Consider the following 14,892-nt stretch of genomic DNA (forward strand, 5'->3'; position numbering starts at 1 on the left):
TGTAACATCCACATCGGTTCAAAATGTATCGGATTTCCGCTGCAAAAAATTTTATGAACGAATTTGATAACTTAAAAGCTTCACCCAATATTTATAAAAAAGAAAAGTGTAATAGCTTTCTCATTGAATAAATCCTGATAAAAATCAATTGTTTGCATCATTTCATACCCTAATCTGCAACATTAGGCTCCCTTGCTTAAATCCACTGCAGGATAGTTTTACAGCATCGATTCAAATGAAAGCTTGCTGTATATGGAGAAGTTATTTTTACTGCTAAACTTACCCTGTTCTTCAATAGGTAATGATGTACCGGTAGCGTCTCCACCGTACGTTCACACAAAAGATGGAAGTATTGTCTTTACTGATCTTGCTTACACCGGTACTTCCAAAACTGTTAAGCTCCGGGTTGTTTCAGACAATAGTAAAATTAATGGCCACACCGGGAATGCTCAGCTAAGCACATTTCGAATCAACATCATCACACCTTTTGCAACAAAGGCTTTCAATTTTTGTTGCAAAAGGAGATAAAGAACTTTTATGTAAACGAAAAAACCGCTTATAAAAATTTAGTCAAGTTAAACAATGTAAATATGAAATCTACGAAAACGATTCGCTTATGGGTGTTGCTGCAGTGGGGTATTTTTTCGGTATTCCTGAGCACAAATGCTTTTGCACAAACGGCAAAAGTTAGTGGTACGGTCATTAATCAGCGTACCGCCGCTCCGGTTTCCGGAGCAACAATTACAGTTAAGCATACAGGTCGCGCTGCAGTTGCCGATGAAGCCGGAAAGTTTACGATCGAGGCATCAAACGGCGATGTACTTGTAGTTACATCAGTTGGTTATGCTGCGCAGGAAATGAGGATTGGCTCCGGCGTGCTGCGCATTCAATTACAGGAATCCGATAACCACATGGAAGATGTAATTGTAATAGGTTACGGTGCTCAAAAGAAAAAACTGGTAACCGGCGCAAACATACAGGTAAAGGGTGAAGACCTTCAAAAGCAAAATACCACGAATGTTTTGCAAGCCCTGCAGGGGCAGGCGCCCGGTGTGCAGATCACTTCTTCTTCGGGACAGCCGGGGGATGGATTTAATGTGATTATCCGCGGTAAAGGAACCATTGGTAATTTTTCGCCGCTGGTTGTTGTTGACGGGGTGCAGGGTGTTGATCTCAATTCAATCAATCCTGCCGACATTGAATCCATTGATGTTTTAAAAGATGCTGCTTCTGCAGCCATCTATGGTTCGCAGGCGGCTAATGGCGTTATTCTTGTTACTACAAGAACAGGAAAACAAAATCAAAAAGCCCAAATCACGCTTGACGCTTATTACGGTCTTCAGAATTCTCCCAAAAAAGCTCAATTATTAGATGCAAGAGAATATGCTATTATTATGAATGAGCAGGCTGTTAATTCAGGTAAGATTCCATACTTCACCAATGATGAGATTAACAACTTACCTGTAAATACTAACTGGTTAGATCAAATGTTTGTGCGTAATGTTCCTACTCAAAACTATGTTTTGGGCGTGCAGGGTGGCGGCGCAGGGTCTGTTTACTCAATGTCGTTAAGTTATACCAGCCACGGAGGCATTGTAGGCGGTTCTGATATTTCCAGTTATCAGCGCTATAGCTTTAAAATAAACTCTGAGCATAATTTATATCAGAACATTATCAAGTTGGGCGAGCACCTTACATTCAACAATGTAAACAGCCACGGCATTCAAACAGGCGGTCAGTACAACAACACGTTACGCGCTGCATTTTCTACAACGCCTTTCCTGCCCATGTATGATTCATCGGGCAATTTCTTCAGGTCAGACAGTCTTCCATGGAATCCCGGAACAGTAGGTGATCCTCAGTGGGACAACAGTGTTTCTAATCCTTATGCTTCGATGTATTATGGCTCTAATGGCAGAAACAATAACCAGGGTTTGTTTGGTGATGCGTATTTGCAAATAGAACCTGTTAAAGGTTTGAAATTCCGCACAAGCCTCGGCATAAATTATAACAGTAACCAAAGTCACGGATTTGGACCTCCCTACCATCTTTCAATTTTCTCAAATGTTGATACCTCCACCGTTTATCAGTCTATGGGTACCAACAGAACCATTCAATTTGATAATACAGTAAGCTATGATTTTAAAGTGGCAAAAAATCACAGCTTCGGTGTGATGGTTGGTAGTTCTGCATTAAAAACAACGGGTTCCGGTCTTTATGGTACGAACTGGGATTTGCGTGTTCTTGATTTGAAGCACGCATACCTTGATGTTGCGCAGGACAGGTCTGCTCAATCTAATCATCTTTCTGCAAGCGGTTCACCTTATGAATATGGGTTAACCTCTTATTTTGGACGGCTTCAATATAACTTTCAGGAAAAATATTTATTCAATGCTACGTTCCGCGCAGATGCCTCTTCCAATTTTGCGCCGGGTCATCGCTGGGGTTATTTCCCTTCTGTATCAGCAGGGTGGATTGCTTCGAGGGAAACCTTCCTGCAAAATGTAAAGGGCTTAAATTTCTTTAAGCTGCGTGCAAGCTGGGGGCAGGTAGGTAATCAAAGTATTGCCGGCTATCAGTATCTGTCGCTTATCAGCTTTAGCCAGGCTGGTTATGGCTTCGGACCCGTTGAAGGTGTAAATACACAGGGCGCCTATCCAAGCACGCTCGGAAATCCTGATATAAAATGGGAAACATCGGAGCAAGCCAATATTGGCTTTGATGCAACCGTGATGAACAACCTGAACATTAGTTTTGATTACTACATTAAGAAAACAAAAGACTGGCTGATTAGTGTACCCGTTCTTGCTACTACAGGTGTTGATAATTTAACCATCAATGGAGGCGATGTAAAGAATACCGGCGTAGAGCTGGCGCTTAATTATCGTAACACCATCGGCACGAATTTTAGTTACGCTGTTGGTGTTAATGGTTCATATAATAAAAACACCATTGGAAACATTCCCACGCAGGACCATATCATTCATGGCAATACCAATGTTTTGTTTGCCAATGCCCCTGAGTTTTACAGAGCACAAAACGGTTATCCTGTTGGTTATTTCTGGGGCTTAAAAACAGCGGGAATTTTTCAAACAGAAGAAGAAGTAAATGCATACACAAACAAAACAGGCGGTCTTATTCAGCCCGATGCAAAACCCGGTGACGTTCGTTTTGTTGATTTAAATAATGACGGTGTTATTGATAATAACGACAGAACAAAGATTGGCGACCCTAATCCTGATTTCATCTTTGGCTTTAATGTATCGCTTGGGTACAAAGGCTTCGACTTCCTGGTACAGGCATCTGGTGTGTCTGGTAATCAGTTGGTACAATCATGGAGAGGGCCTGGCGGAAGGGGCAATTACAGTGCGGAGATTTTGGGCAGATGGACGGGCCCCGGCTCATCAAACAGCATTCCGAGAGTAACAGAAGAAGGTACCAACTTTGCTCAATTCTCCGACCTCTATGTTTATAACGGCAGCTATTTACGCATCAGCACAATTACCCTTGGTTATGATTTTGGCAGCATTATAAAAAAGAGCTACCTCAACAAAGTAAGACTGTACGCTTCTGTATTAAACGCTTTCACTTTCACCAAATACAATGGAATGGATCCTGAAATTGGTCACAATGAAGGCTTTTCTTCAGGGGTGGATGTAGGTTATTATCCAAGGCCAATAACCATGATGGTAGGTGCAAACATTCGTTTTTAATCAAAACTTAAAAGGAGAATTATGAAAAATTTTAAATTATATATCGGGATTATCGCTTTATTGTCACTGGCTGCCTGTAAAAAAAGCTTTCTCGATACCGAGGATGTAACAAGCGTTTCAGAACAAAACTTTTATAATACGCCGGCAGACGCATACAAAGCATTGATAGGTACATATGATGGGTTACAACGCGCAGGAGCATCCGGATCGGGGTTAGCTGTAGTAGCTACAGAAGTAATGTCAGACGATGCATTTGGAGGCACCGGCAATGCAGACGGATTTGGTTTTCAAATGATAGACGAATTTGACAAGCTTCGTTCGCCCAGCGACCAGGATATGTTTAAAGATAACTGGAGTGCTTATTACAAGGCTGTTTACCGGGCCAATATGCTGTTGTCACATCTTGACCAGGTGGATTGGACAGGAAGTGAAACCCTGCGCAACGTGTATGAATCTGAAGCAAGATTTATTCGCGCCTACCTGTATTTTGATATGGTGAGATTTTGGGGTAATATTCCGCTCGTTACAACACCTTCTAGTGAAAACTTTCCGCAAACAAGCCCCGACAGTGTGTACAGTTTAATTGCAGCAGATTTAAAGTTTGCTGCCGCCAATCTTCCGGCCACCAGTTATGCCGCACAAGACCCGGCTACACATGGCAGGGTAACGAAGTGGGCTGCAGAATCATTAATTGCCCGTGTATTTCTTTATTATACCGGTTATTATGGCAAACAGGATTTAGTGGGTGCTGTATCCAAATCGGAGGCACTCGCTTACCTGGAAGATGTAATCAATAATGGAGGTTTTGGTTTGGTTAGCAATTTTGCTAACCTATGGCCTGCGGCATCGCTTAGCAATTACGCCGGAGAAGATAATAAAGAAACTGTGTTTTCCATAAAATACACATACACCAGCGACTGGAATGGGAATGTTGATGGCAGTAGCTGGATTGTAATGTTGGGCATTCGTGTGCAGAGCATTTATCCTTATGGCTTAGGTTGGGGCGGCGGAACAGTAAACCCTAAACTTTGGAATGCTTATAACGCAAACGATACAAGAAAAAGCGCTTCTATTATTTCCATCGCTGACGAAAACCTCGATTTCAAAAACATAAAAGACCAGAGAGAATACACCGGTTATTATTGGAAGAAATATACGCCGATGGTTGATGAAGCGGGTACAAGCCTGGCGGAAAAAATGGGTGGCGTAAGCTTTCAGATTAGCCAGTTTCAGGATTATGTTTCTATCCGTTATGCAGATGTTTTATTAATGGCTGCTGAATTAGGCGCTCCAAAAGCACAGCAATATTTTGATGAAGTTCGCCAAAGAGCCTACGGTTCCAACTTTGTTCAAATCCCTATAAACCAGGCAAACCTTATGAATGAAAGAAGACTCGAATTTGCGGGAGAAGGCATTCGTTACTGGGATTTGCTTCGCCAGGGAATAGATGTGGCGGCATCAGCAATTGCTGAATCCGTTACGCTTCAAAATGGCGGAGTGAATACAACCAAAACAATTTCTGCATCAAAAATTAAAGAAACAAAAGGGTTGTCACAAATACCCTATTCACAAATCACTTTATCAAACGGCGTGTTGAAACAAAATGCCGGATGGTAATAAAGACTTTCATCTTTTTAAAAACAATAACATCAAAAATATTTAGTGATGAAACTTCTCAAACAAATAACACTGTTGCTTTTTATAGCAGGCATCGTAGTTTCCTGTAAAAAGAAAGATTACACTTTGCCTGCTCTGCCTGATAAATCAGCCATCGATATGGAGGTAAAACAAGACCTTACTGTTGACCCCGGTGGCAACACAGTATACCTGATTAATCACACAGATAAGATTCAACCGGTTTGGGATTATGGCACCGGCAAATCTATGCGCCGGATTGATACTGTGCGTTACGCATTTACCGGGGATTATAAAATTGCCCGCTCGGCTATTACAGGCGGAGGAATAGTGTATTTTGATACAATTACTGTTCATGTTACAAAGGATAACCTTAACTATGTAAACGATCCTTTGTGGGTTGCATTATCCGGTGGCCCCGGAAATGAAAAAGTGTGGACGCTGGATTTAGATGCCAATGGCGTTTCCCAATCTTTTGATGGCCCGTTATATTATTCCGGAGACGAATTAGGATGGAACCAGGAATGCACAAAACCTGGTGGTAATTGCTGGACATGGTTTCCTAAATGGTCAGACAATACATGGATATGCCCGGCGGGTGATTATGGTACGATGACCTTTAGCCTTAAAGGAGGTCCTTATGTAAAAGTGGACCAAAAGATGACAGCAAACAGCGGCGTCTCTAATGGCACCTACTACTTAGATAAAGATAAAAAAACAATTTCCTTTTCAAATGTAACCCCGCTGAACATCGGGTTAGACCAGGTTTTTGCTAAAGGCACGCTTATAACCTTAACAGACAAGACGATGCAAATCGCATTTCATCATGTGACAAACGCAGAATTTGAAATTTATAATTATATCGCTCAGTAGTGAACAATCAATCTCGTGGGCGAACAGGAGAACCTGCGGGCGTCAAATGAAAATTGAAAGCCTTGCGGGTTCATCTTGTTGCAAATTCCGATTTATATGCAAATGAAATTTAGAATCCTATACAATTCTTTAGCATTATTAATTGCAGTTATACTTTGTATATCGTGTAAAAAAGATAAGACGGCAGCACCTGCCCAACTGGCTGTTTCTCCTTCTGAAGTGTTGTTTACAACCGACGGAGGCTTATCCGAAATAACTATAACAAGTAACACAAAATGGAACATCAGTAATACTGCATCCTGGTGCACCGCCACAGCGTCGGTAACAGAAGGAAATGGTAAGATTACGCTGAATGCCCAATCAAATACAGATACCAGTGAACGTTCAGTTGTGATTACTGTTTCGGCAGGAAGCACTTTAAAAGAAATAAAAGTGCGGCAATCGGGAAAGACAAATACCTACAACATTCCGCCTGATTCAACCGGCATGGGCAGTACTGCCGTACAATTAGCTGCAAAATTCAAGCTGGGCATTAATATTGGCAATACACTTGAAGCCATTGGGGGTGAAACTGCCTGGGGCAACCCGCCGGTTACACAGGCTTTAATTGACAAGTATAAACAGGCCGGATTTACGGCAGTACGCATTCCCTGTTCGTGGGACCAATATGCAGATCAAACAACCGGTAAAATTTCAGACCAATGGCTTGACCGGGTAAAACAAGTGGTGCAATATTGTGTTAATGATGGACTGTACGTTGTTCTCAACATCCATTGGGATGGTGGATGGCTGGAAAATAATATTACCACAAGTGCACAGGCTTCAGTAAACGCAAAGCAAAAAACATACTGGGGGCAGATAGCAACTGCAATGCGGGATTTTGACGAACATGTAATGTTTGCCAGTGCCAATGAACCAAGCGCAAGTGATGCGACTGCAATGAATGTGTTGCTTTCCTATCATCAAACATTTGTGGATGCCGTTAGATCAACAGGTGGACACAATGTATACAGGGTATTGATTGTGCAGGGGCCTTCCACAAATATTGATTACACGAGCAACCTGATGAATACACTTCCTGCCGATCCAACTCCTAACCGCACGATGGTGGAAGTTCATTACTATGAGCCATTTCAGTTTACCGCACTTTCAGATGATGCCTCGTGGGGTAATATGTTCTATTACTGGGGGCAAAATTATCATTCTACTATAGAACCCACCCGTAATGCCACCTGGGGTGAGGAAGATTTTGTTCTTTCAGCGTTTCCAAAAATGAAAGCGAAGTTTGTAGATAAAGGCATTCCGGTTATTGTGGGTGAATATGGTGCTTACAGGCGTACAACGCCATTAGATATGGATAAACATCAGGCTTCGGTAGATCATTGGATAACATTTGTTACGCAGCAGGAAATTGCTAACGGGCTCAAACCATTCTGGTGGGATACCGGCGGCATGATTGACAGAAACAATTATACGGTAAAAGACCAAAGATCACTTGATGCAATTATGTTAGGTGGGCAATAATCGTGCAGTAAAAAAGATGATCAACAACAAAAAAATGTTTTCAAAGAAATCCATATTGATTTTCTTATTCTCATTATTGTTGGTTAACATGGTAAGCAGCCAGATAGCCATGATAAATATTCAATCGAGAAAACAAATAAGTTTAAATGGCAAGTGGAATGTGATTATCGATCCTGCAGATGTTGGCGAACGGTACCAGGTTTGGAAAGAAAAAAAACCGCAAAAGAAAACGGATTTTTTTGAGTATGCCTTCGATGACGGCCCCGTGCTGAATGTACCCGGCGATTTTAATGCTCAAAAGAAAGAGCTCAGCTTTTTTGAGGGTACTGTTTGGTACAGAAAAAAATTCAGTTATACAATTGGAGATGACAAAAGGCTTTTCATTTACTTCGGCGCCGTTAATTATAAAGCGGATGTTTATTTAAACGGCGAAAAGTTAGGAAGCCATGAAGGCGGGTTTACGCCATTCCAGTTCGAAATAACAGACAAGGCAAGAAGCGGCGATAATTCTATTGTGGTTAAAGTAAATAATGTTCGTCAAAAAAATGGCTTGCCGGGCTTTGGGTACGATTGGCTTAACTATGGAGGTATTACACGCGATGTGGAGCTTGTTGAAACCAATGAAACCTATATCAAGGATTATTCCATTCAATTAAATAAAGGAAGTATTAATGATGTTGCAGGTTGGATTCAGCTCAACGGTTTGCAGTTGCAGCAAAAACTGGAAATACAAATACCGGAATTAAACATTCAGTACAAAACACAGAGTAACGATAAAGGATTTGCCCCGGTTAATTTTTCCGGTAAGTTTAAATTATGGTCACCTGAAAATCCCAAATTGTACAGGGTAATTGTAAAAAGCGAGACAGATGCTGTTTCGGAAGAGATTGGTTTCAGGTGTGTTGAAGTGAAGGACGGCAAAGTTTTTCTAAACAGAAACCCGGTCTTTCTTAAAGGTGTAAGCATTCACGAGGAAAACCCGAACAAAGGGGCCCGTGCTTATTCAAAAGAGGATGACATCTTATTGCTGAATGCGGCCAAAGCGTTAGGGTGTAATCTTGTCCGGCTGGTGCACTATCCGCATAATGAATACATGGTTAGAGAAGCTGAAAAAATGGGCCTGATGGTATGGAGCGAACTCCCGGTTTATCAGCATATCGATTTTACAGACAGTACTGTTGCGGGTAAAATGGAAAGAATGCTTGATGAGATGGTGGGAAGAGATAAAAATCGTTGCGGCATTATTATCTGGAGTCTTTCAAATGAAACCTATCCATCAGCACCAAACCGCACCAAAGCGTTGACAGACCTAACAAAAAAATGCAGGGCTTTAGATGCAGCACGGTTGATCACCCATGTTACTAACTCGCAAATTTATCAGGGCAACCATTTTAAAGTTTGGGACACCTTGTACAGGTATTCAGATCTTGTTTCACTTAACGAATACATTGGTTGGTATCTGCCCTGGCAGGGAAAGCCGTCAGACACAAAATGGAGTATTGCCTATCCGGATAAACCTGTTTTTATTGCTGAGTTTGGCGGCGAAGCTTTATATGACAGTAAAGGGCCTGCAGATGAAGCAGTGTATTGGACAGAAGCTTACCAGGCAAAAATTTATAAAGATCAATTGGAAATGTTTAAGACCATTCCCAACCTGAGCGGAGTATGCCCGTGGCTATTGTTTGATTACAAATCAACGAACCGGCTGCATCCTGTTTATCAAAAGGGGTATAACAGGAAAGGATTACTGTCCGAAAAAGGAAATAAAAAGAAAGCATGGTTGGTAATGAAGGCGTATTATGATAAAAAGAGGTGACCGAAACACAAAGATGTTTTTTAAAATACTTAATATAAGTACGAATGAACTTACTTTTTTTTATCCGCTGAATCAGTGATCTATATATTTATCAAATTAAAAGTTGACCAAAATAATCTAAGCATTTTTACTTGCATACTATGAAAAGAAGACAACTCATCAATGGATTGGCAATGACCATCCCGGCATGGTGGTTAACAAAATCATTTGCCGCTGAAATATTGAACAGCCCAATGTATCATCGTGAACGAATTACAACCGGGCCGTTTGAGCCAACATGGGATTCGCTGAAACAATATAAAGTGCCTGCATGGTTTCAGGATGCAAAGTTTGGTGTGTGGGCGCATTGGGGCGCACAATGCCAGCCCGAACATGGCGATTGGTATGCACGTGGCATGTATGAAGAAGGCAGCGACCATTATAACTTTCATCTGAAAAAATATGGACATCCTTCCAAATTTGGATTTAAAGATGTAATCAACGAATGGAAGGCGGAGAACTGGAACCCCGATGCGCTGGTTGAGTTGTATAAAAATGCAGGTGCACAATATTTTGTTGCGATGGCAAATCATCATGACAATTTCGACAATTTCAAAAGCAGTTATCAGCCGTGGAATTCAACGAAATACGGGCCTAAAAAAGATTTGATAGAAGGATGGGCAAAGGCTGCAAAAAAACATGGATTACCTTTTGGTGTAAGCGTGCATGCTTCTCATGCATGGACGTGGTATGAGCCGTCTCAACGCAGTGATAAAGCCGGGCCGTTTGCTGGCGTGCCATATGATGGCAGGCTTACCAAAAGCAATGGGAAAAATAAATGGTGGGATGGATTAGATCCCCAGGATTTGTATGCACAAAACCATGCCTTAAGCGAACCAAACCGCGATTTTGTAAAACAATGGAACTGGGCTGACGGAGCAAGCGTTCCCACCAAATCTTATTGTGAAAAATTCTTCAACAGGATCATTGAGCTTATCAATAAGTACCATCCCGATTTGGTTTATTTTGATGATGATGCTTTACCGCTGTGGCCAATAAATGATGCAGGCTTACGCATTGCTGCCCATTTGTATAATGATAGTATAAAAAGAAATGGAAAGCTCGAAGCTGTGCTGAACGCTAAGAAGCTGAACGAAGAGCAGCGCAAGTGCATGGTGTGGGATATTGAGCGCGGGGCAAGCAACCGCCTGGAACCTTTCGTTTGGCAAACAGATACCTGCATAGGTGGCTGGCATTATGATCGGCGCATTTACAACGATAAAAGATATAAGAGTGCGGCAACGGTAATACAAATACTCATGGATGTGATAAGTAAGAATGGTAATTTGTTGTTGAATATTCCTGTTCGCGGAGATGGGAGCATTGACGAACTTGAAATAGCAATTGTAAAAGAAGTTGGCGATTGGCTGAAGATAAACAATGAGGCCGTGTATGCCACAAGACCGTGGAAGACCTTTGGTGAAGGACCTGCTTTAGATGCTGCTGCGTCATTAAGTTCGCAAGGTTTTACAGAAGGCAAGAGCAAACCATTAGGCGCAGAAGACTTTCGATTCACTACAAAAGAAAATATTTTGTATGCTACATTTTTTGCATGGCCCGAAAGCAAGAAAGTGACGATAAAAACGCTCGCTTTTGAAAAAATTTCGAATGTTCAGTTATTGGGAAGTAAGGATAACATACAATGGCAGCAAACAGGCGATGGCCTTGCAGTTAATCTTCCGCAACAGCAACCTTGCAATAATGCTTATGTGTTGAAGATTATTTAGAAAGAAGCTATGGAATATTGCCAGGCATAAGCGATTGCCTTTCGCAAAGGGCTTTTTGGAAGCGTTTTGAATAAAAATTCGTGAAAGTTGCCATGCATATCCTCAAGTATTGGCACAGCATACACTTGCCGGTATGCTTTTGTTTGTTCCGGTGCATAGTGTTGATCCCTGCATCAGTCTTCTATTTTATATAATGAATGTATTTGGCCCAACAGCATAGCGTAGTTATGCTTCTATCTTATCAAAGGAGCAGCGAAGTAAACACAATTCTCAGTGTTGCATTGGCAAGCGCAAGCGTTATCATTGGCAGCGAAAGTAAAAATGTTTAATTTCCATATTTGGAGAGTTGCCAAGGTAGCAAAAGAATTATAATAGCCAGAGTTGCTGTCACCGGTTGCATCCACGAAACATAGCCTATTATTGCTACTTGTACAGCAAGCCAAAGAAGAATAATTATACCGCTAATAAAGGCTGCTTTGTGTGCCATACGGTGTCTCTTGAATACAAGAATTGCAGCGATGAAGGCTGAACCGCCAACAACAATAAAAAGAAATAAACCTGGAATAAAATAGTTGCGAAAGGGACTGCCTTTTAGCCATTCCGTTGGAACAGCCCTTGCCCCAGATAGTCCGTAATATCCGCCGGCAAATGCATTTGCTGCAACAAGCAAAAGCAATATGCCTAACGAATAGCGAATAATTTTTTCAGGTCGTTTATTGTTGTTCATGGTTTAATTTATTATTCTTTTTGAACAAAAGCGCAAGCATCAGCATCGCTAAAGCTGCCGCAATTCGCAAAGGAAACCAAGAAAGCGCAAGCATCAGCTCTTTGGTTTCGGAAACTTCTTTGAGAAACTGTCGTACGGCAAACAAGTCAGCCGTTTTTCTGAATGTCGGTTTGCTTGTCTCAGCCTGTGAAGTAATTTGAAGAATTGAGTTGATTTCTTCTGTCGTAAACACATTGTCAATAACAGCAAAGCCATCGCCCAAAATCTTTTCTTTTGATGTCGAAGGGTGAGTCCATATAGGCTTGCATGTAAACGTCTACCAGCTTTGCGATAGGCTGGACTTCTATGTTCCGTCCGATACAAATTCCTATAGATTTGTTGATGATGAATTTAAAGACAACAGATGATTAGTGAACGTCGGGCTGATAACTGCTGCTAATTAGCCTATTTTCCTTACTTGCTAAAATTCAATTTTATAGCTTATATTAGGAACAAAAGTCGCTTCTCTGTTCATGTCAACTTTTTGAGTTTGGTAATTGTACCGGAAACCTAAATTTTCTTCGTATTGTGTAAGGTTGAGGATTTTGAGGGCGAATTCGTGTGTAATTTTCTTTCTGTTTATTTTGTAGCTTGCTGTGAAGTGACTTGTAAAAGCAGGTAAATATTGTTGTGAGAAAGCATTTGACTCATCAAAAACTACATCATGGTTTGTAATGGAAGCAACTGTGTTTATTGGTGAATAATGGTCGCCCCCCTGATAACTTATCCTTGCATTTAAGCCTAAGATCCGGTTCCCGTTCTTGCCCATCAACCATTCTTTTCCAATCAAAAAATTTAAAGCAAAGTTTCTATCATAAATTGAGCTTCGCCACACATTGTCTCCACCTTTGTACTGAGATTTAAATAAAGAAGCAGTTGCTATGTAATAATATCCTTTTGATAAATATTTTTCAAATGTTATGTCTAGTCCGTAATTTCTTCCTTTTCCCGAATTTTGCAATTTGCCATTAAAAAACCAATCGTTTTGCTGGTTGATTAAAGAAAATGAACTGTCTGCCATCGTAGGAACATTGAATAAATACTGAAAATAAGCTTCGGCTTTCAGATGCGTAAATTCCGATGTACTTATGTCGTAACCTAAAACCAGGTGATGTGCTTTTGTAAATCCTAAATTGTGATTAATAAGTTGGTTTAAATTGTTTTTGACAAAATAATAATTTAACATTTCCAAACGGCTGTGCAAACCATAAGCAAAACTAATTACCTGCTTCGGCGCCAACCTGTATTTTATACCTGCTCTTGGTTCAAGAGAAAATGTATTATTAAGTGTAAACCATTGTGCATTCAGCCCGACGTTTAAAGTTGTTTTGTTATTAATGTTCAGTTTGGATTCGCTGTAAGCTGTAACAAGCGTACTGTTGCCGTTTTCATTTACAATGGTTTGCATAGGTTCTTCTATAATAGGAGATTCTTTTAAAAGAATATCATAATTCATATTTGTAATAGCAAACCCTGATTTGTTAGTGTGTCTTGCACCAAATTTGGTATTAAGATATGAAGAAAAAACGAAGTTGTAGTATTTATTGTTTACTACATTTTCAGGATAAAATTTCAGGCTGCTGTCCACTATTTCGGTATGCATATCAATACCATTAGCTGTTGACGCCAAAGTGGATTTAAGATATTGTTTATTGTTCAGAAAAATTTTATGGTTGATGCCGGCTGCACCCATATACTGTTTTACATCTTCATTTTCTCTGTCATCATCAAATTCCCACTTCTTAATATTTTCTTCTACCGTTTGTCCCGAACGGTCAATCAAACCTAATCCCCACACAGAAAAAGTTCCTGCTCTCTTTGTGGGAAAATTTAATTTAAAAGACAAATCCTGAAACGTTGTTCCTCTTGCATCTTCAGGTAAAACACGTTCAAGCAAGCCCAAAGTAGAGTAACGATAATTGAATAAGTAAGATGACTGTTTACCTTTCTTAAAAGGACCTTCTGAAGCTGCATCAATACCTATTGCTCCTACCTGAAAAGCATTTTCATGTTTTTGATTGTTGCCGTTCCGCATAAAAATATCAAACACTCCGGATAAGGCATTACCATATTCAGCAGGCATTGCTCCTGAAAAAAAATCAGAATTTGCTAACACTTGTGTGCTCAATGCAGTAAGCCCGCCACCGCCAAACGCAGATAAATTAGCAAAGTGATTAGGGTTTGAAATTTCAACGCCTTCCAATTTCCATTGTAGGTATTGCGGATTATTGCCCCGAACGATGATAGCATTATTTTGCACATTGCTCGAAACACCCGCAAAAGCAGAAACCAAACGGGCAGGGTCATCAAAACCGCCTGCGTATCGTTTGGCTTCATCAACGCTTAACATCCTGGCACTTGTATTTGCCATGGCATTTAGTGGTTGGTCCTTATTCGTTTTTGTGGAAATAATCACTTCGCCAAGCGTGGTGACGTTTTGCTTCATAGTGATGTTGAGAACGACTTCCCTGGCAGATGTTACCTCGATTTCCTTTAATGCGACCGGTTCATATCCGACTAAAGAAACAGCAATATTATATCTTCCAACGGCAATATTTTGTAATGAAAAATTTCCTAAACTGTCTGTAACCGCATTGGCATTTGCATTTTGCAAACTTACCGTTGCGTAAGCCAATGGCAAGTTTGATGCTTCATCAATAATATTTCCACGAATGGTTTGTGCAGGTTGTTGTGCAAATAAATGAATCGAAAAAAACAAAATTACAAATGCAGAAAAGCTTCGCAACATGACTCAAAAATTAGAAACGCAAAACTGTTTCTAATCTGCATTCTGAACAA

The 14,892-nt window shown here is 40.7% G+C and carries 9 protein-coding genes and 1 pseudogene; 6 read left to right on the forward strand and 4 right to left on the reverse strand.

The annotated features are described in order from the left end of the window. Positions 1 to 590: 590 nt before the first annotated feature. From ACTHN6_RS01075 to ACTHN6_RS01100, 6 genes are all read left to right on the forward strand, one after another. On the forward strand, positions 591 to 3,713 hold the full coding sequence (locus tag ACTHN6_RS01075) for a SusC/RagA family TonB-linked outer membrane protein (protein ID WP_440433855.1): 3,123 nt from the start codon (positions 591 to 593) through the stop codon (positions 3,711 to 3,713). Between the two features lie 21 nt (positions 3,714 to 3,734). Beyond that, positions 3,735 to 5,330, forward strand: coding sequence for a RagB/SusD family nutrient uptake outer membrane protein (locus ACTHN6_RS01080; RefSeq protein ID WP_440433856.1), 1,596 nt, complete (start codon positions 3,735 to 3,737; stop codon positions 5,328 to 5,330). Positions 5,331 to 5,378: 48 nt separating this feature from the next. Beyond that, entirely contained in the window at positions 5,379 to 6,221 is an 843-nt protein-coding gene (locus ACTHN6_RS01085) for a hypothetical protein (RefSeq protein WP_440433857.1), read from the forward strand. Between the two features lie 102 nt (positions 6,222 to 6,323). Then, the gene (locus tag ACTHN6_RS01090; protein WP_440433858.1) at positions 6,324 to 7,745 is read left to right on the forward strand and encodes a cellulase family glycosylhydrolase; all 1,422 of its coding nucleotides are present in this window, start codon (positions 6,324 to 6,326) and stop codon (positions 7,743 to 7,745) included. A 34-nt stretch (positions 7,746 to 7,779) separates the two neighbouring features. Continuing rightward, positions 7,780 to 9,561, forward strand: coding sequence for a glycoside hydrolase family 2 protein (locus tag ACTHN6_RS01095; RefSeq protein WP_440433859.1), 1,782 nt, complete (start codon positions 7,780 to 7,782; stop codon positions 9,559 to 9,561). Positions 9,562 to 9,701: 140 nt separating this feature from the next. Then, the gene (locus ACTHN6_RS01100; RefSeq protein WP_440433860.1) at positions 9,702 to 11,327 is read left to right on the forward strand and encodes an alpha-L-fucosidase; all 1,626 of its coding nucleotides are present in this window, start codon (positions 9,702 to 9,704) and stop codon (positions 11,325 to 11,327) included. Here ACTHN6_RS01100 and ACTHN6_RS01105 read toward each other — a convergent pair. From ACTHN6_RS01105 to ACTHN6_RS01120, 4 genes and pseudogenes are all read right to left on the reverse strand, one after another. Continuing rightward, positions 11,324 to 11,470: pseudogene (locus tag ACTHN6_RS01105) on the reverse strand (hypothetical protein); the annotation flags it as partial. The gene ACTHN6_RS01100 and the pseudogene ACTHN6_RS01105 sit on opposite strands and share 4 nt — an antisense overlap. Before the next feature lie 182 nt (positions 11,471 to 11,652). Continuing rightward, entirely contained in the window at positions 11,653 to 12,054 is a 402-nt protein-coding gene (locus tag ACTHN6_RS01110) for a hypothetical protein (RefSeq protein WP_440433861.1), read from the reverse strand. Continuing rightward, positions 12,041 to 12,316 (reverse strand): hypothetical protein, encoded by a 276-nt coding sequence (locus ACTHN6_RS01115; protein ID WP_440433862.1) that lies wholly within the window; start codon positions 12,314 to 12,316, stop codon positions 12,041 to 12,043. Before ACTHN6_RS01115 ends, ACTHN6_RS01110 begins: the two co-directional genes overlap by 14 nt. A 198-nt stretch (positions 12,317 to 12,514) precedes the next feature. Beyond that, entirely contained in the window at positions 12,515 to 14,842 is a 2,328-nt protein-coding gene (locus ACTHN6_RS01120; RefSeq protein WP_440433863.1) for a TonB-dependent receptor, read from the reverse strand. Between the last annotated feature and the right edge of the window lie 50 nt (positions 14,843 to 14,892).

Source organism: Parafilimonas sp. (assembly GCF_051953455.1).
Taxonomy (GTDB): domain Bacteria; phylum Bacteroidota; class Bacteroidia; order Chitinophagales; family Chitinophagaceae; genus Parafilimonas.

Coding starts and splice junctions, on each gene's coding strand:
- ACTHN6_RS01080 (WP_440433856.1), top strand. CDS start 3,735: ATGAAAAATTTTAAATTATATATCGGGATTATCGCTTTATTGTCACTG.
- ACTHN6_RS01100 (WP_440433860.1), top strand. CDS start 9,702: ATGAAAAGAAGACAACTCATCAATGGATTGGCAATGACCATCCCGGCA.
- ACTHN6_RS01085 (WP_440433857.1), top strand. CDS start 5,379: ATGAAACTTCTCAAACAAATAACACTGTTGCTTTTTATAGCAGGCATC.
- ACTHN6_RS01090 (WP_440433858.1), top strand. CDS start 6,324: ATGAAATTTAGAATCCTATACAATTCTTTAGCATTATTAATTGCAGTT.
- ACTHN6_RS01110 (WP_440433861.1), bottom strand. CDS start 12,054: ATGAACAACAATAAACGACCTGAAAAAATTATTCGCTATTCGTTAGGC.
- ACTHN6_RS01095 (WP_440433859.1), top strand. CDS start 7,780: ATGTTTTCAAAGAAATCCATATTGATTTTCTTATTCTCATTATTGTTG.
- ACTHN6_RS01120 (WP_440433863.1), bottom strand. CDS start 14,842: ATGTTGCGAAGCTTTTCTGCATTTGTAATTTTGTTTTTTTCGATTCAT.
- ACTHN6_RS01075 (WP_440433855.1), top strand. CDS start 591: ATGAAATCTACGAAAACGATTCGCTTATGGGTGTTGCTGCAGTGGGGT.